Annotated in this window: 13 protein-coding genes; 1 reads left to right on the top strand and 12 read right to left on the bottom strand. The window is 31.7% G+C overall.

Annotated elements, in window-relative coordinates; genetic code table 11:
- Nucleotides 1-137: 137 nt before the first annotated feature.
- Entirely contained in the window at nucleotides 138-1178 is a 1041-nt protein-coding gene (locus QZZ51_RS01395) for a substrate-binding domain-containing protein (protein WP_291864831.1), read from the top strand.
- On the opposite strand, the gene QZZ51_RS01400 is transcribed toward QZZ51_RS01395, so the two are convergent.
- The 12 genes from QZZ51_RS01400 to QZZ51_RS01455 form a co-directional block, all read right to left on the bottom strand.
- Entirely contained in the window at nucleotides 1175-1846 is a 672-nt protein-coding gene (locus tag QZZ51_RS01400) for a sugar-binding protein (protein ID WP_291864834.1), read from the bottom strand. The genes QZZ51_RS01395 and QZZ51_RS01400 overlap by 4 nt on opposite strands.
- Nucleotides 1847-1962: 116 nt before the next feature.
- Nucleotides 1963-3258 carry a TRAP transporter large permease subunit gene (locus QZZ51_RS01405; protein ID WP_291864836.1) on the bottom strand — a complete coding sequence of 432 codons (1296 nt, stop codon included), beginning with the start codon at nucleotides 3256-3258 and terminating at the stop codon, nucleotides 1963-1965.
- Nucleotides 3258-3722: a TRAP transporter small permease gene (locus QZZ51_RS01410; protein WP_291864839.1), complete on the bottom strand. Its 465-nt coding sequence runs from the start codon at nucleotides 3720-3722 to the stop codon at nucleotides 3258-3260. Before QZZ51_RS01410 ends, QZZ51_RS01405 begins: the two co-directional genes overlap by 1 nt.
- A 2-nt stretch (nucleotides 3723-3724) precedes the next feature.
- A complete protein-coding gene (locus QZZ51_RS01415; RefSeq protein WP_291864842.1) occupies nucleotides 3725-4705 on the bottom strand; it encodes a TRAP transporter substrate-binding protein in 981 nt (326 codons plus the stop codon).
- A gap of 174 nt (nucleotides 4706-4879) precedes the next feature.
- Nucleotides 4880-7045, bottom strand: coding sequence for an alginate lyase family protein (locus QZZ51_RS01420; RefSeq protein ID WP_291864845.1), 2166 nt, complete (start codon nucleotides 7043-7045; stop codon nucleotides 4880-4882).
- Between the two features lie 17 nt (nucleotides 7046-7062).
- Nucleotides 7063-7431 (bottom strand): hypothetical protein, encoded by a 369-nt coding sequence (locus tag QZZ51_RS01425; RefSeq protein ID WP_291864848.1) that lies wholly within the window; start codon nucleotides 7429-7431, stop codon nucleotides 7063-7065.
- Nucleotides 7432-7738: 307 nt separating this feature from the next.
- On the bottom strand, nucleotides 7739-9217 hold the full coding sequence (locus tag QZZ51_RS01430; RefSeq protein WP_291864850.1) for a sulfatase-like hydrolase/transferase: 1479 nt from the start codon (nucleotides 9215-9217) through the stop codon (nucleotides 7739-7741).
- Nucleotides 9196-10794 carry a DUF4955 domain-containing protein gene (locus QZZ51_RS01435; protein ID WP_291864853.1) on the bottom strand — a complete coding sequence of 533 codons (1599 nt, stop codon included), beginning with the start codon at nucleotides 10792-10794 and terminating at the stop codon, nucleotides 9196-9198. The genes QZZ51_RS01430 and QZZ51_RS01435 overlap by 22 nt, the downstream gene beginning before the upstream one ends.
- Nucleotides 10795-10830: 36 nt before the next feature.
- On the bottom strand, nucleotides 10831-13890 hold the full coding sequence (locus QZZ51_RS01440; RefSeq protein ID WP_291864856.1) for a chondroitinase family polysaccharide lyase: 3060 nt from the start codon (nucleotides 13888-13890) through the stop codon (nucleotides 10831-10833).
- Between the two features lie 65 nt (nucleotides 13891-13955).
- Nucleotides 13956-16598: an alkaline phosphatase D family protein gene (locus QZZ51_RS01445; protein WP_291864858.1), complete on the bottom strand. Its 2643-nt coding sequence runs from the start codon at nucleotides 16596-16598 to the stop codon at nucleotides 13956-13958.
- A gap of 10 nt (nucleotides 16599-16608) precedes the next feature.
- On the bottom strand, nucleotides 16609-18138 hold the full coding sequence (locus QZZ51_RS01450; protein ID WP_291864861.1) for a sulfatase: 1530 nt from the start codon (nucleotides 18136-18138) through the stop codon (nucleotides 16609-16611).
- 7 nt (nucleotides 18139-18145) lie between these two features.
- Nucleotides 18146-19408, bottom strand: a complete 1263-nt coding sequence (locus tag QZZ51_RS01455) for a glycoside hydrolase family 88 protein (RefSeq protein ID WP_291864862.1) — start codon at nucleotides 19406-19408, stop codon at nucleotides 18146-18148.
- Nucleotides 19409-19477 lie beyond the last annotated feature (69 nt).

The following is a 19477-nucleotide window of genomic DNA, read 5'->3' on the forward strand; positions in this document are numbered from 1 at the left end:
TTTTAAAAAAGCAACTAAAATCACCTCTTTACAGCACAAAAATAGGATGTTATTATGGGATATAAAAGGATTTAAGCTTAAAATGTGTTCGAGCACATTATATTTAATCTAGAGTGAATTTACTATATTCGTTCTCTATGAAAAAATATACCATAAAAGATATTGCTAAGTTAGCTGGTGTTTCTAAAGGTACCGTTGATAGAGTTCTTCATAAAAGAGGGAAAGTATCGGAAACTGCTTTAAAAAAAGTAAATAGTATACTTGATGATATAGATTTTAAACCAAACTTTATTGCGAAACAATTAAAGAATAATAAAATTTATACCATTTGCGTTTTACTACCCGACCCTAAAAAGGATGCATACTGGGAGTCTTGTATTGTTGGTATTAACAAAGCTGTTTTAGAATTTAACGCTTTTGGAATCCATGTGGAAATCTACTTTTTTAACCCAACAAGTACTGCATCGTTCTTAAAAGCTAATTTAACTATACAAGCAGTAGCTCCAGATGCCGTACTATTAGTTCCTTTATTTTTTAAAGAAGCTAGTACTATTATAGAAGAATATAGTAATTCAGGAATCACTGTTTCTATATTTAACAATCATATTAATTCTTCCCCTGCAAAAAATTTTATTGGACAAGATTTATTTCAAAGTGGTAGAATTGGCGCTAAACTACTAAGTAGCATTATAAGTAAAGGAGGTCTTGCAATTATTCATATTGATGAAAAATACAATAACGCCATACATATGCAAGAAAAAGAAAAAGGTTTTAAAAGCTATTTTCAGGAATTAAACGCCCCCAAATACAACATTATAACTTACAAATTAAAACATTCTAATATAGAAAAAACATTAACTAGTATTATGGCAGAACACCCTGAATTGAAGGGGATTTTTGTAACAACATCTAAGAGTTATCAAGTGGCCGAAATTCTTCAAAATGAGCATGAAAAAAAAATAGCATTAGTTGGTTATGACTTATTACGTGAAAATATCTCCTTTTTAAAAAAGGGAAATATCGATTTTTTAATACATCAAAATCCAAAGCAACAAGCTTATCTTGGACTAAAACATTTAATTGAACATTTTCTTTTCGATAAAGAAATTCCTAGTCAAATATTATTACCCATAAATATTATTAATTCTGAGAGCATTAAAACCTATACAGGAGATTAAAAGTTATGTAATTTTAGCATCCCAAAAGAGCTAGGGGTATGAAAATTGGGGTTTTCAGTTTTAGGGTCGACCCAAGTTATCCAAGTAGGCTGGTACTTATTACCCTCTTTTTTATTGTACTTTGCCCTAAATATTCCGGTTTCAATCTCTCCATTTCTTAATAAACCAAACTTTTTCAGCGAAGAGATACTTATTCCTATTTCTACTGTAAAAAATGTGGCCTCAATAGATGATTTAACGGTTATATCATTTGCTGGCCAATTCCAATCAAAATCAAATTGCTTGTTTGGGCGTGCCATAAAATCCATAATTCTTGAATCTGGATCAATTTCTAAACAATAATATGGATCCATAGATTTGCTCGACCTAAAAAAAAGCTCTACTCTATCTGAATTATTAATATTCGAAATTTTATTATCCGAAGTGTCTATATATACTTTAGAGTCCTCCACTTTAAAATAAAAAAAAATCGTTTTTGTATCGTATAGCGATCTAAATTCAATTTTACGTATTTCTTTTTTATCCCAAGGAGAAACAAATTCTGATAATACTTCGGCGTATTTCCAATTTTGATCTATTCCCTTTCCTGTTATTTTAAGACAATCTGCCTTAATTGGCAATACATTATATTTTTTTGTTTTATTATCTTGTATAGTAACTGTGTTCATTAGGCTTTGTTTCTTAATTGGGTTATCATACAATAGAAGCCTTATAATATACCTAAATCTTCCATTTTTATACTAATCTAATCCTAGGAGTAATCTATTTTTTACCTAACACCTATTTACAAATCTAATAAACTAGGTAACCATAGACTTAACTGAGGGAAATAAGTTACTAGAAACAATGCTATTATCATTGCTATAAAGAGAGGTAAAAGAGGTTTAATAACTTTCTCTATGGTTGTATTTGCTACACCAACCCCAACAAAAAGAACAGAGCCTACTGGTGGTGTGCATAAGCCTATGCTTAAGTTCATTACCATGATAATTCCAAATTGAATAGGATCCATTCCTAATTTTTCAATAATTGGTAAAAATATTGGTGTAAAGATTAAAACTGCTGGTGTCATATCCATAAAAATACCTACAAACAATAATATTAAGTTTATTATTAAAAGAATTATAATAGGATTATCACTTACAGTCAACAATACAGAACTAATACTTTGAGGAATATTTTCATAAGACATTACCCAAGACATGCTCATAGAAGCACCTATTAACAGCATTACAATTGCTGTTGTGCCACAAGAATCTAATAAAATTTGTGATAGGTCTTTATATTTTATCTCTTTATATATAATTCCTAAAACGAGTGTATATAGTACGGCTATTGCAGATGCTTCAGTGGCTGTAAAAATACCAGCAACTATACCCCCAATAACTACTACTAATAACATTAAACTAGGAAATGCTCTTACAAAAGAACTTCCTACTTCCTTTAAAGTACTTTTTTTACCTACTTTATAGCCTTTCTTTTTAGCCCAAAACGAAGCTACTATCATAAGAAACAACCCTGTTATAATACCAGGTATATATCCTGCCAAAAACAATGCAGCAATGGACACTCCTCCACTTGCTAATGAATATACAATAAGAACATTACTAGGTGGAATTATTAATCCTGTGGTTGATGATGTAATATTTACTGCGGCTCCAAATTCTTTTGAATAGCCTTCTTTTTCCATTTCTGGACCTAAAATACTACCCATAGCAGATGCTGATGCCATAGCAGAACCCGCAATAGCCCCCATTAACATAGCTGCAATGACGTTAATTAAAGCTAATCCTCCTGGAAGCGAACCTACTATTGTTTTTGCAAAGTCTATTAAACGATGCGCAATCCCTCCTTTATTCATAAGCTGACCAGAAAGGACAAAAAACGGAATCGCTAATAAAGCAAAACTATCTAAACCTGTAGCCATACGTTGAGACACCGTTGTAAGTGCAGGTAGCATTGATATGCTTGTCATCATCGTTAATAACGACGAAATAGCTATGCTCCATGCTACAGGGACACCTATTAATAATAACCCAATAAAACTAAGTACTAAGATGAGTATAGGTAAATATTCCATTATAATTGTTTGTTTATAATATCAGAAAGTTTGTAATAAATTATTAAAATTCCGCTTATCGGAATAACAAAATAAACTACTGCTAAGGGTATTTGTAAGGCTGGAGAATACTGCCCTAAAGTAAATGTTATATACACTAAACGCAGTCCCCCAACTACTAATGCGAAAAAGCAAAAAACAATGATAATCCAATTGATAAATATTTTTAGTTTTGTTTGCCCCTCTTTATTTAACTTTGTTGGTAATAAATCTATGGCAACATGCATGCGCCGCCCCGAAATATAAGCAGCTCCTAATACTCCCACCCAAATCATAAGATACCGTGCCAATTCATCGGTAAAGGAACTTGGTGTACCAACTATAAATCTGGTAAAAACCTGCCATAATACATTAACAACCATAACCCCCATAATTATAGCAAGTACCTTCCCTAAAATGCGATCAACTTTTTTTCTTAATTCCATAGTTATTCACTTTCTTGAATTCTTTTAATAAGGCTATATATAGATTCATTATCCCTATAACTTTCATAAATAGGCTCCACTTTTTTCTTAAATAATGATTTGTCTGGTCTTACAACTTTTACACCTGCTTTCTTTACGGCCTCTAAAGCCTCTGATTCTGATTCTGCCCATAACTTCCTTTGATATATTACAGAAGCATCAACAGCCGTTTGCAACCAATTCTGTTCTTCTTTGGATAAACGCTCCCATAAATGTGTACTTATAATTAGCACATCTGGAATAGTAGTATGCTCATTTAGAGAAAAGAACTTACAAACCTCATAATGTCTTGATAAATAAAACGTTGGTGGGTTATTCTCTGCTCCATCAACAACTCCTTGTTGCAATGCTGTGTATAATTCCCCTGAAGAAATAGGTGTAGGAGAACCACCTAGACTACTTACCATGTTCATGGCAGTAACGCTTTCCATAACCCTTATTTTTAGTCCTTCTAGATCTTTTGGAGACACTACTGACTTTTCTTTTGTATAAAAACTTCTACTCCCAGCATCATAATATCCCAGACCTTTTAACCAATATTTTTTTCCGCCATCTAATAATTCTCTACCAATATCACCATCTAAAACATTAAAAGTATGCTTGCGATCTCTAAACAAAAAAGGCAATCCAAATACTTTCATATCTGGTGAAAAATTTTCCATAACAGCTGCAGATACTTTGGTCATATCTAAGCTTCCTATTTGCAGTAACTCCAGACATTGACGTTCTGACCCTAGTTGCTGATTTGGATATATCTCTAACTTTAATTTCCCTTTAGAGTTTTTTTCGAGTTCCTCACCCATAAGCTGCATGGCTTTATGTACAGGGTGACTCATATCTAACCCATGCGCTAATTTGATTGTTTTTTGTTTTTGTGAAGTTTGACAAGAATTAAATACTAGCATGACAAGTGAAAGTATAAACAGGATAAGATTTTTTTTCATGTAGAGCCGTTTTTATTCTATATACAAATCACTTTAAAAAACATTATTACATTTTGTATTTTAAAGATTTTTAACATTGTATTACAAGTAGCAAGTTCCTCCTTAAATATGAAAACACAAGGGGGGAAAATGCTCAATCAAGAGGGGGCAAATTAACACTAAACACCTACTTATTTAATCCTTAATGATGTGAATATCGTTTTCTAATTTGCTTTTTTCAATTAAAACTACCTCTCCACTTACAAATTGGTTATTTACTTTTAAAAAATGCGCTGCTGGTACGGATGAGTTATGAACTACTAGTAGTGTATATTCTTTTTCATCGATAGTAATTGTTATCGCCTCTGCATCTTCATCTTTTAACACCACATTATTTCTGGTATAAACTAGTGTTTTTTTAAAACTGAGTTTTGTTTCTTCGGGGAAATACAAAAGAGAAATAAATGAAGTAGAGCCTTCTACCTTTTTAAATAGTTCGGCTTTTTTATTCTCTTTTTTTAAATTATACTCTGGTGACCACCAAGAGTCGGTTAATTTAATATCAACATCATTAATTGGCTGTATTCTTAAATTTTTTTTATCATACGTGGTTACTAATCCATCATTTTCTATTTTAACCTTCTTATTAGGGTAATTAAAATATTGCGAATATTTATGGCTACCATTTGATGAAAAACTATCGAAAACCAACCATATATTGGGCTTTAAAAACAATAATCTTCGTTTCATAGAAACAGGATGTTCTAATCTTTTATAGGCCGTATTTTCTGCCTCTGCATAATCATACGTTTTTGTAGATTCTGTAAATATGGCATTAGACCGTGCTTCAAAAGTGTTAGTCCAAGAATCTTTATATACCGTATTGGGCATATCATCTACCCCTAATGTATTATGACTTATGTTACTTTTAAAAAATTCTCGCCATTTATCATCCACATAAGAGTAACGGCCTCCATCAATTAAATAATCTCTATTATTAGCAAAAATGGTAAAATGCAACAAGTTATCGTGCCCATGTCCACAGCCTAACTTTTTTAAATGAAAACTTGTATATGTTGCATCTTGCTCCCATGAAGTTCGCATATAAAAATCGCCAGAACTTTGCTGGTATGTACTTAAAAAACTAGGCGATTCTGAAGTCATATTATTATAGATATCCTTATTTTTTATACCTGTTATGAATAAAGTTTCATAATCTAGTTGTTCAAAAGCTCTAGATTTTAAAACCGAATCATTGTATAATGAAGAAGCAAGTGTTAACAATCCTCTTAAATCTGTATCATCACTATCTCCCAATAACGGCTGATGATAATTAGGTTTCTGCCATTTTACATTGGCATATGCCATATCTTTAGTTTTCTGAATAATAATTTCTGGAAGCTTAATATTCTTCCGTTGCGCTAATAAATTAACATTCATATAGCAATGAAACACCTCATTATGGTACATAGGAGATTGCTCCCACTGTGTTCCGTCTGGTAAAATTTGCAACTTAACACAGGTAGTTAATTTATCTAAAGCTTCTTTTTGCCACTGTTTGGCTACTTTAAATTCTGTTAAAAAATGAGCCACATTAAATAATCCATGAAACTCTAGAACTCCCCAATTACTGGTTTGCGAGAAATTATTAAACGAACTGTTTATATATTCTCCATGCTCATATAATGAGGTTAAGAATTTTTCTAGAAATTCAGGAGTTACGTGTTTAGAATTTTTAATATACTCAAAAGCTTTTATCCAGTTTTCGCACCGAATGCCCGCTTCGATTCTCCGCCATGTAAAGTGCTTTAAATCGTCTTTTAATGGATTGCTATCTATCCAATGCGTTACTTGTTTTACGAATTTTTTAGCATATTTTTCGTTTCTAGTGAGCAAATAGGCTCTTCCTAAATCAATCCAAAACTTATGCCTATTTAACATATAACACCATTCTTCATCCCCGTTTGGTATTACAGTCCAATCTATTTCTCCTTTAAATTGATATGGAATATTTGTTTTTTCCATATCCCAATCATCTCGAAATAGAAAATACTGATTTAGAACATCATTTGCCACTTTCATGGTTTTCCTAACATTTTCTGGATATTCTTTTTTAATAAAAACAACATCATTTTCATTAACCTGTAAATACAAATTATCTTTTTCTCTATAAATAGTAAGCAAGTCTTTTAATGCTTGATCCTTTTGATTACTTTTTATAGATTTCTCTACTGATTTTAATAAATCTTCATTAAAATTGAGCTTATTAAAAATACCCTGGTCTTTATTTTGAGCAAAACTTCCGCAAATAAACATTACTAAAAGTAGAAAAGTACTTGCCTTGCTATATGCTAACTTCATTTTTAAATTCATACGTGTTATAATTTATTCATTTTAAGGGTATAATACAGCGCTAATGGCATCATAAAATTAGCTCCACGTTCAATAAAAGACCAAATAGAATCTCCAGATATTGGGCGAATTAAAGCTGTTAAAAAAGCCCAAATAGCAGCCCAAATAATTATTTTATTGTAAGGTTTTAATAGTATAAATAAAGCTACAACAACATCTAAACAACCAATATATACAATCAAAGTATGAGCAGATTCTGTTGGGATATAAACAGTTTCTAAATACTTAATCCAACTGGGGTTTCCTTGAATTGCAAAAACACCATGGCCTAAAAAAGTCATAAAAATACCTATTCTTAAAATCCACTCTATTGTTTTTAGGTTCGGTTTTTTCATTTAAAATTTACTAAATTTATTCTACTGTATAACTTCAAAATTTTGAAACATCCTGTTATTATTAACTCCAACTAATTAAAAATAACCATTTACCTAAGGTTTATCATTGTTAACTTTAGGCACCCTTTAACTTCTAAAAACCTATTACATATTATTTCTAAATAGTCTTTTCTATTTGGTTATTGTTCTAAAGTTTAGTTTTTATAATCCTTTAAAATTTTCTTATAAATAACAGTTACTAAGGAGTAACTCTTCATCCATTTAAATAGTAAAAATTTGTAATTTAAAACAGATACATTAACGCTTTTTAATAAGGTTTATCAAACAACTCGCTTGAGTTTATAGCGGTATGACTTGGCAACATGACCTTTTTTAAGAACTTGGTGTCCTTTGTTTGCTTACACCAATCGATTAATTTTCTGCGAAATTCATCTACCTTTTGTAAATGTTTCTTAGAGTTAATAAGGTTATTCATTTCATACGGGTCGTATTCCAAATCAAAAAATTGCTCTCTATTTTTACCCCAATTGTAAATAACATATTTGTAGCGTTTACCAATTACAGCTCTTCCTGTAGTACCATAAGCTTGCTTACCTTCAAATTTGGTTTCAACAACTATATTATCGTGTTTTTCATAATCGCTTTTACCTTCAATAAGCGGTTTAATACTTTTTCCTAAAAGACCATCGAAAACAGGAATACCTGCATAGTCTAAAATTGTTGGGTATAAATCTAGTCCGTTAGAAATTAAAGTGGAATTTATTTTTTCTTTGGAAGTATTTTTATAATTAATGATAAAAGGCACCTTTATACTTTCCTGAAATAAGGCTGTTTTTTGATTCCAACCATGAGATGCATTACCATCTCCATGATCACTAGTAAATATAATTACCGTTTTTTCTCGTAAACCTAAACTATCAATAGCATTAATAATTTTACCAATTTCTTTATCTACTTTTTCAACTAATCTGTAATAAGCATATCGGTATTGACGCCAATCTTCTTTGGTATAATTTTTTGTTGGATATGTTTTTACAGAAGCATTTTGCTCTATTTGTAAAGCTTCAGGAAAAGTTTCTGATTTCATAAAATTAACTGGTAATTCTGGAGTATCGTTTAAAGGCACTGGAGGAATATTACCATAAGGTAAAGGCTGGTTTCTTGCCCATTCACAAATGTTATGAGGGTTATCAAAAGATGTTACCAAGAAGAAAGGTTGTCTTTTGCCTTGTCTAGATTTTAAATAGTTAATCGATTTTTCTGCTAGTGGAATATCTCCAAAATCAGCTATTTTCTCAAAACCATTACCTTCTACAATAGCGGCTTCATGAGCATGCCATTTTCCGCCATAAGCACAATCATAGCCAGCATTCTTTAAAACATTTCCTAGGCCTAGCTTTTTATCTTGAGGCTGCATAACATTATCCCCTTTTTCATTAGAATTTACATCTAAAGTATGCGACATTTTACCTGTAAACATGCTAGATCGGGAAGGTGTACACAACGGAAATGTTACATAGGCGTTTTTAAAACGTATTCCTGTTTTTGCTAGCTTGTCTAAATTTGGTGTATTTACATTTAAGTTCCCTGCAATACTTAAAGCTTCGGCTTGGTGTTGGTCCGTAACAATCAAAACTATATTTGGTTGGTTTTGATTTAAAACTACATCTTGTTCAATTGGTATTTTTTTTTCACTCTGTTTACAAGATGAAATTAGAATACCAATTAAAAATAAAAACAATATTATTTTGCTTTGTCTAACCTTTATAGTTTTTCTCGTAGCCATTTTTTTTCTATTTTTTTCCATTCTTTTTGGCTTTTACGAATCCAATTTGGCATTCTCCCTATCCTATATTTTAATTGTGCTTCGTACAAAGATTCTGGAAAAACTTTAGTTCCCAAACTTTCTAAATAACCAATATTATCTTTATTAAATGTAGTTTTAGAGCCGTGTAAACCAACAATTATAGGATTTACTGCAGAAAATCCCCAATACATACCTTTGCCAGAAAGGCTCCAAAAATCATAATCTAAAACCGTATTGCCTACCCTTTTATAATTCCAAAGTGTTAAACCTTTTAAATGGTGTGGTTCGTTTTTGTAAAACCCGCCATGAGCAGTCATTTTAGATGCTTCATACAAATCGACTAAATTGTTTTTTGGAATATCTGCATGCGAATCCCACCCTTGCTTTGGGGTTTTTACACGCCAAACTACAGAGCCCGAGGTTTTATGAGACATAGATGCTCCATGCCATTGCCCATTATTTGTAGCATCAAAAACTAAACCTGTTAACACCCTTGTTGATTGGGTTACATTGGTTAATTTATGTCCACTATTGCCTTCTACTAATAGCATTAAAAGAGAAGAAGCGTAACTAGCATTTATTGAAACAGCGCCTGTAATGTTACTGAATCTACATCTTCTTACCCAAGAATTTGAAACGTTTTGCATAGAAATCATAGACCAGGCATTATCATGGATAAAATTTTTATGATGTATAAATTTATCCTTAAAATTTGCTTTAAAAAAAATGTCTTCTACACCCACATTTTCTATAGGATAAAAAGGCATCACTTGCCAATCATACTCTGTTTTGAGAGTATTTACCAAAGGATCTTTTAAGGTTATTTTATTACCCGAAATACTTTTTATTTCATGGTTCTCTACAAAAGTTACTCCTTTTTCTTTTATCTTTTCCCAATGCGGACGCGTATTTTTACCACCTAAAGATTCTGAAATTGCATCTATACTAAAAGGCATTTCTAACCGAATGTATTTAGCTTTTTTAAAAATATTAGGGTTTTCTACTTCAATTACAAAAGCGCCTTCTTCTGCATTTATTGTAATATTAGTTGCAACATTTTTACTCTTATTAGAATAAAATTTAAACATATAACTTACTTTCCACTCTGGTTCATTAGGATAGCTTTGTAACATGTGATTTTGCATATGTATCACTGTTCCGTTTCTACCTAAACCACTGCCTTTTAAAATTATATTAGAGGATTTTATTGTGATTGGGTTCGTTTTTTGGGGACTTACATTTACTAAAAATTCGCCTTTAGGAAAAAAAACAATGCCTCCATTATTTTTTTCGGCAGCATTAATTGCGGATTGTATAGCTTTTTGGTCAGAAAAAGAATCGTTTGGTATGGCTCCAAAATCTATTACATTAAAAATAGTTGCCTTTTTAAAACGTTTAGGAATTCCTTCTTCACCTAATTTATAACCTGCATACGAATAATCGAAAAGTTTAGGAATTTTAGGATCTGAAATTTCCCCTGTAAACTTTTTCCAAATTATAGATTCTTGTGCAAAAGCACTTGAAGCTATAAAATATAAAAGAAAAAAAATTCGCATAATTATAGTAAAAAAGGTTAAAATATTTGCTAAAAATTACATTTTAAACAAAGTTATTTTTTGAGAAAAGCCATCTTTAAGCTCTAAAAAAATAGTGGTTACCTCTTCTGAATTATCTACAGAAATAACTTTATCTGTTATTAAAGTTGACCATCTTCCATTCACAGTAATAGCAAATTTTAGTGGTTCACTAAAGTTTTTTAATTTTCCATTCTTGTCTTCTGGAAAGTTTAAATCTGGCTGCACAACACTTAATGTTGTTTTTTGGGTACTTTCTTCCTTAGCCATTATCAAAACTGGTTTAGAAACTGTTTTTAAAATACCTTGTTCTATATTGGTATTTGCCTCAAAAACCACATAACCTGTGGTGTTTGTTTTTAAGTCTTTTACAATGTGAGCAATACTATCTGCTCTTAAAATAGCATAAGACGTATCCTTTTTTATTTTTTTATTAAAACTATTTATTTGCAATTCATTATTAAAAGGATAAATAACATACTGGTAACCTTCATTTTTAGGGGCTAGTCCGTGATTAATCCACGCAGAAGCATAATTACCTTCGGTTTCCTTTACTCCTTTCCCTTTACGGTTCATTTTACCCGTATTTATAGAGTATTTATTATGATACGAACTTTGTTTTTCTTTCTTAAAGTTAACGGCATGGTTAGATAAAATATGGTATCCATTTCCATAGGGGTCTATTAACCAATTCTCTGCTTTTGTATTTTTAGGCAACTGCCCTTCAAAAGGAAATTTTGTAATTTTTTTATCTGAAGTATAAATAGGATTTTTTTTATCTGTTAAAAACGTTTGAAACAAATTAGTCTGTGTAAGGTTTTTATCATCTACGCTAGATATATCTGTACCAATACATATAATCTTATCCCCAAATGAAAACACCGTTTTTTTTGCTTTTAACCTTCCAGGAAAACCCAATTGCTTGTTAGGTGGCTCTGCATTAATACCTTTTTCCTCATTCAATATCATTCCAAAAACACCATTCCCATCTAATTTAACTGCCCCGGCAAATGTTTCATTAGACCTAAACATGAGTAAAGGCGAATTAGGCTCTAACTCTTTAAAAGGTAAATAGATAATGGTTGCCCCTGGGTAACGATTCCAGTCCCATCCTTCTTGGTGAAACCCGCTACTCTTTTCTCCTTTACTATTTAATAATTGAACCGTTCCGTTAGCTGGGTATCTACCATACCTGTTTGAAGCTACATAAATTTCTGATGCCCAAACATATCTACTATACCCTTTAATTATAGCTGCCCAATCATTCTGTCTATATATAGCGGTAGCTGCATAAGGCATTGTATGGTAACCTCTTAAAATTTCTTTCTGAACACCATCTTCTGTAAAAACAAACGTATTGACAATATCATCTTTACCCCAAAGACGTAAATAGGCTGCCGCAACTTCTTTATCTATTTTTGAGGTTCCTTCTGGGTTTCCAGAATATGCCATTAATAAGTATTGATTTTTTAAAGATGCTATTGAACTTGTACCATCTAATGGGTGTCTGCCTGCATTACCAAAACCCCAATCGTATAATTGACTATAAGTACGTGTAGCTAAAAATGCTTTTTTAAAATTTCTATGTCCATCTGTACTTATACGAAATTTTGTGTCTGATAAGGCCCTTATAACTTTTGGAACTTTTTTAAATGCGCCCATACCATATGCCGGATAATGACCATTATGGTGCCATGAAGTACCGTCTGCTTTAAACCCCCATTCTTCTTTCTGTTGTGCTAAAATAATAGACGTATATTTAGAATATGCTCTTAATAAAGCTGCTTGCTTTTCTTGACTATCTAATAAAAAAATAAGCATTAAATGGTAGTACGATTGTGTATTTAAATAATCAATATTTACATGGAACTCTTTTTCGTTATCTAAAACCATTCCTAGATTAAATAACCAATGTAAACTCGATCCTACATCATTCAACAAACCTTCTTTATGTAATAATTGGCGCATTATAAAAAAGGCTTCGGTAATTTCTCCAACACCATAACCAATATGATGTCTTGTGCCTCCAGATGCACCAGCTTGCCACCCTTGATCTAAAAAATACCCTGCGCCTGTAATAAACATCTTTTCAATTTCTTGCCTTTCTAAATCATTGGCTTTGCCATGAAAACTGGCAATTTTTTTCATCACTTTCCCTAAGTCGTGTATATCATTAAACTTATTGGGACCTTGTTGTTTTACATTAAAATATTCCTGTTCAGCTTTAAAAGTTAATGGTGGCCCTAATACCGTTTTTCCTACATTATTAATATTTAGACTTTGGAATAATTCTTTTAGAGTATTCATATAAACCCCGCCCTTTTTGGCTACCGATAAATCTTGATCTATATATTCTTCGATTTTTTTTAAATCCCCCCTTATTGGACTAGAAATAGGCTTAGCATCTATATTCTCTATACGTTCGTAATTACTAATTAAAGGCATCCAATGATCCTCTCCCGATTGCATTTTTGATTTAATAAATGGCACCATAGTATCTGGATACTGGTGCCTATCATCTTGGTATTGAGAAAAAATAATATCATCAAAAAATAGGGTTCCACTATTAGTATTAGTACTTACTCTAAAATAATCGTAACTAATGGCTGCTCCTTTTTTTGGCTTGTTACCTTGCATTTCATAAAAAGGCACCCAGATACGCCTCCATCCTTTAAAAGACAGCTCTAGATTAAACCAAACTTCTTTAACACCTTCTTTTTCAAAAGAAATAGTTATTGTTCCTTCTTGAGGGGTTTCATTATATAATGATATTGCTAAAGTGGGAGATGCAGGAAAATAATCTCCATATGCCAATGGGCTTTCATCATGGTTTAAAATTCTAAAATTTGATGTTCCAAAATTACTTTGTCCACTCCAACTCCACTGCAAGGATTTTTTTCCAAATTTAAAATGAGCTGAACTTGTAGACAAACTACTATTAGAAGCTTTATACTCGCTTAAAACAGTCTCTTTTTCAAAGGATTCTACAGAAGGTTTTTTGCTTTCTTGCGAATAACCAAAGTATACTACTAAGAATGCTAAAAATGTAGATACTATTGTTTTATTGAATAGATTCATAAGTACCTCTTTATAATTAAAATATTTATTTTAAATAATGAGTAAGACAAATTTAATGCCCTTATCTAGTTAAAATCGAAAAATAATTTTTCGGTATTATTTTTTGATGCTTTAATATTGTACATTTTTTTACTAATTTTCTTATCTGGCTCAGAAATACCTATTGTATAACTGCCTTTTTTTGGAACTTTAGGTGTAAACGAGTCTCCCTTAATTCTTAAAGTGTAAAGTATGTTTTTACTAGCTTCATCAATTACTTGAACCACAGGATTTACTAAACCAATCACTTTAATTTTTGGCAATGTAGTTCCCCACTCTTTACCAAAATTATCTGTTTGGCTTATGGTTATTGGCCAATCGCTATATTGCTCCGAATCGCCTTTTTGAGGGTTTGCTCCACGAGGCCAGCACTCCATCTTTATTGTTCTATACTCTTTATTAAAACGCACAATGCCGTACCCAGCAGCTCTATCATGTAATTCTGATGGAAGCTTATTTGTATACAAAGGGTTCGAAATAGCTTCTACAGTAATTTTATTTGTAAAACCGTCTTCAAATTGTCCTGTATATTTTGGAGAGCCCTCTTTTCTATTTTCCCCTTCAAACATTGGGTACCATCTACGAGGCCAATAATTAGAAATAGAAGGCACACAGAATGCATAACCACTATCGTTAAAATTATCTACTCCATATTGTATAGTACTACCTAAATGTTGGTCCCCTGCTAAATGAAAAGCGAATCCTTTGCGAATGGCTTTAACACCATTGTCTCTTCCTGTCTGAGGCCAACCATTAGAATCCATATCTGTTACAGGCATATCATTTTTAGGATATTCACCTGCTTTTAATATTCTTAGTGTTGGTACAATAGCATCTGTCATAGCTTCTTCCGGAAGTGTTGCTACATTTGCAAAAATAGTTTGTGATAATAGGACTTTCATTTCTGCGCCATAACTCCAATCTGACGACCACTTACTTAAAAAATTTAATTGCCTATCTCCTAATAATTTTGCGGATAGCACATCTGCCTTTTTAATATTATACGCCTTATTTTGCGGCCAACCGTTTACAATTTTTGCTTCTGGAAGTAATGCTTTTGGTGCCGATTTAAATTTTCTATCTTCAATAATCGCAAAACTAACATTACCATAGTTCATCTGTGTATAATAAACACCTATACCTCTTTCTACACTAGTTGCATCATAGGGGTCTGGCAAATGACTTGTTTGCGTGCGCTCTACCATATTTACCCATTCTGGGGACATTCTATAACCACCACTATCTTGGATTTCTGTACGTGTTCCGTTTTTCAGTGAGGCTTTCCCATTTTCTCCCCAAATATTGCCCATATACATATCATGGTCATCGGTTATTACAACTGTAGGTGTACTTTTTAATATCTCTCTATACGCCCAGCCATACATATACCATTTTCGCAAATAATCTAAGGTGGCTATATCTAAAGGTTCTCGCTGAATACCGTAACCTCCAACAGGCTCATAAATTTGATCCCCAGAAAAAAATAACACATCTGGATTTTGATATTTTACTTGTTCTACAATATCGTTATTAGGGAAGCCTAAATCGTTATTTCCTGTAAAACCAGCAACTACAATATTTTTTTTATCCCTAGGATTTTTTCTAATAATACCCTCCCAATAATATGTTTTTACTTTATTATTTGCTTCGTTTAAAACATATGCTAATCTGTAATTACACGCTTTAGTATCCTCCCAATTTTCTATTTTAAATCTTGCTGTACGGGCTTTTTTATCTATAGATGCTTTTGATATTGTTTTCCAAATGTTGTTTTCTTTTATTTGAAATTCAACATCTTTACCCTCATTATCATCTGGCGCCATTTGCGCTGTTATTTTTAAAGTATTGCGACTTAAAGTGTATTGTGAGAACATAATTGGCCCAAAAGAACGGTCATCATGTTTTTCAATTTTACTGCCTGCTATTTCCCAATCTTGAAACCATACACTTTTTGTATTGTTGATTTTTGCTCCGTTTTTATTTTCAAAATTACTTACTAAAACAACGTCCCCAATAAGACGCTCTGGCGAAATATCTGATTTAGAAATATGACTTATCGTTTTTCCTGTTTTTACATCAATTACAGAAAAATCTATGGTATATTTATTTTGTTTGGGGCTTACTAAAACTTTTAACTCAACACCCGTATTTAAAGCCTTAATTACATTTTTATTATTATCATTATTAGGTCTTGGTTTACCAATAAATAAAGTGCCATTTGTGCTAACTCCTATATTAATTCCTTTACCAAAAACAGCATTGTCTCTATAATCATTAAATTGCCCTTTAGAACCAATACTAAAACCAGCCCAATTTTTATTCAGGTTTGATACTTCATTGTTAAAAAACCCTAAACGAACTCGCATTTCTAAGCTGCCTTCTTGTTCTGAAAGTTGCCTTGTTAATAAATGGATATTTCTATTTTCGTTACTTACCAAACACTCTATTCTATCATTGGCTACTTGCCAATCTTGCATAGGATTTGCCCAATATTGAGGACTAATAAATGTTCTAGTTGCTACACTTTTAAAATCACTTTTAAAAGTAGTCGTATTATTTTCATTTTTACAACTAACAATTAGCAATAAAAACCCAATTACAAGAGACCATTTAGCAGTCCTAAAAGGTACTTTTAATATATAAAAAAAACGAAATATACATGTTTTCATTATGAGAGCATTATTTTAAGTTTTGATATTTTCCTAACCAAGGATCTTTCTTTTCTTTTAAGTTTTTAAGCAACTCTTTATGTAGTTTTTTTTCTATTGTAACCTCCTTACCAATAAGGTTTATTTCTTGGTATGGGTCATTTTCATTATCATACAAAAACTTACGTTCAATATTTTTTTTATCGATAGTAATCACATAGGTGTGTTTGTGGGTTCTTATACCTCTATGTCCAGATTCGGGCTGTCCTTCTTTAATAAAATAATATAAAGCAGATGTTGGTTTATCCCCTTCTCCGTTTAATATGATCGATGATAAATCTTTACCATCTAAATTAGTTGGGAAACCATCCGTGGCTTCTATCATATTTAAAAGGGTTGGCATAATATCTGTGGCGCTTATTATTAAATCGTTTTTTTGATTTTTTTTAATTCTATTTGGCCACCTAATAATAAAAGGTACATTGAGTGCTTCCTCGTACCAAATATTTTTAGACATTAAGCCATGGCTACCCATCATTTCGCCATGATCAGAAGTAAGAACTACAATGGTGTTATCATCTAAACCTTGTTCCTCTAAGGCTTTTAAAACACGCCCTATTTGATCATCTACACCCGTAACCATCGCAAAATAATCTCGAACGTGTTCTTTGGCTAAATGCGTTCTATTTCTTGATGCGCCCGAGTGAAAAGCCAAATCTTTAGCATCTGAATCTAAAACTACATTCTCTCTTACCAACAATTCATCTAATGATTTATCTTTATAATACTTTAAATATTTTTCTGGAACGTATTGATAAGGTGGGTGTGGAGGGTTTATAGACCAAAATAATGCGAACGGCTTATCTTTATTCCTTGTTTTTGCCGATGGGTTTTTAATATAATCTATAATAATATCGGCTTCATGTTTTGGAGACCATTCATTAACATAAGTTAATTCCTCTTCTTTAGCATCATTTATCCAATAGTGCGGATTGTTATGTATATCGAAAGTACCATATGAATACCAAAAATTAAATCCGTGACGAAGTTCTTTTGGTGTATAAGCATCCCAGATTAAGGAATCTTTACCATCGATAGGTGGTGGTGATGTAAGATGTAATTTACCCACATAACCTGCATCATAACCATTTTTAACCAATACGTCTGAAAAACTAACATCCTTTTTTTGCCAAGAATTATTATACTTATATCTACCAGAATTACTGTTTGTTAAAACCGAATTATTATATGGTAATTTACCGGTCATTAACATAGCCCTATACGGACTACATAATGGATAATTACTAATAGCATTAGACATAGTAATACCTTCTTCTGCCAATTTATTTATATGAGGGGTAACTACCGGGTCTTCTTTATTTATTCCTATTGAAGAATTCCTTAATTGATCAGGGAAAATGAATAGTAAATTTGGTTTTACTTGTTCATTTTCAATAATATTTTCTTTGGTTTCTTTTTTTGTAATACTTGAGCAACCAAATATAAATACCACGGAATGTAATATTACTAAATTTCTAAAAAAGGATTTTATTATGAACATTTAAGGCTTATTTTTTCGTCTGTAATTTTTTTAATCTAGATAAGGCTTCAATATAATAGTAATCTGCGTAAATTAAAGCAACATCTATTTCGTGTCCTAAAGATTTAGCTCCTGTTGAGTGTAATAAAAATGAATCTGCTTTACCAACTGCAGAATACTTATCTGACCCTAAAGATTTTAGCATATTTACTGCTGCATTATAATACCGCTTTTGATCTTCTTTATCTTCTACTAACGTGCTTAAATCTAACAATGCAGAAGCCACAATTGCTGCGGCAGAGGCATCTTTTTCTTCTTTTGGGTCATTTTGAACATCAAAATCCCAACAAGGCACCATATCTTCTGGAAGCAAGGACAGATATTTATTTGCTATTTTTTCAGCAAAATCTAAGAACTTTTTATCTTTGGTTTGCTTATACACCATAGTATAACCATAAACGCCCCAAGCCTGTCCTCTAGACCATCTACTATTATCTGCATAACCTTGTTTTGTGTGTTTATTTAATACTTTACCAGAAATAGAATCGTATTCTAAAACATGCCAAGAGGTTAAATCCTCTCTAAAATGATTTTTCATTGTAGTTTCAGCATGTTTTACTGCTATATCATAATGCGTAGAATCACCACCGTTTTTAGCGGACCAAAACAGTAATTCTAAATTTAACATATTATCTATAATGGTAAGATGTTGTTTCCAACGTGGATGCATTTTTACTGACCATGATTTTATAGTACCTACTTTTGGATTAAATCTTGTTGCTAAAGAGGCTGCTGATGTTAACAAAATATCCTTATACTCTTTTTTACCCCCAATTTTATATCCATTGCCATAAGCAGGAAACATCATAAAACCAATATCGTGGTGCTCGGTAATGTTTTTAAAGTCCTCGAATACTTCGGTACGTTTAATAGCTTCATTTTTCCATTTTTCATTATTTGTAACATCGTACATGTACCATAAAATTCCTGGATAAAAACCAGAAGTCCACACCAGTTTATTATTAGAAACCTCTTTCCATTCTGTCTGGTTTTTCTCAATTAAACGAGGATGCTTTGTTAAATCTGTGAGTTTAGATGACGAGGTAGTTAATTGCATTTCACAATTCTCAATTTCTTTATTTAAATTGAAACTACTTTTTACATTAACCTCCCTATCGGTTTTTACTAATTGATCTTGGTTTTTATTGTCCTTACAACTTACGATACAAGTAAGAATACATAATAATATCAAAGTCAAAAAGACTTTATATCTTGGGTTAATTAATTTCATAAAAAAAATTTATTTATAGTTGCCGTAATTTAGATAGCTAAATTAGATATGCTTCTTTAAAAAGAAGGA

Source organism: Maribacter sp., from assembly GCF_016744255.1.
Classification (GTDB): domain Bacteria; phylum Bacteroidota; class Bacteroidia; order Flavobacteriales; family Flavobacteriaceae; genus Maribacter_B.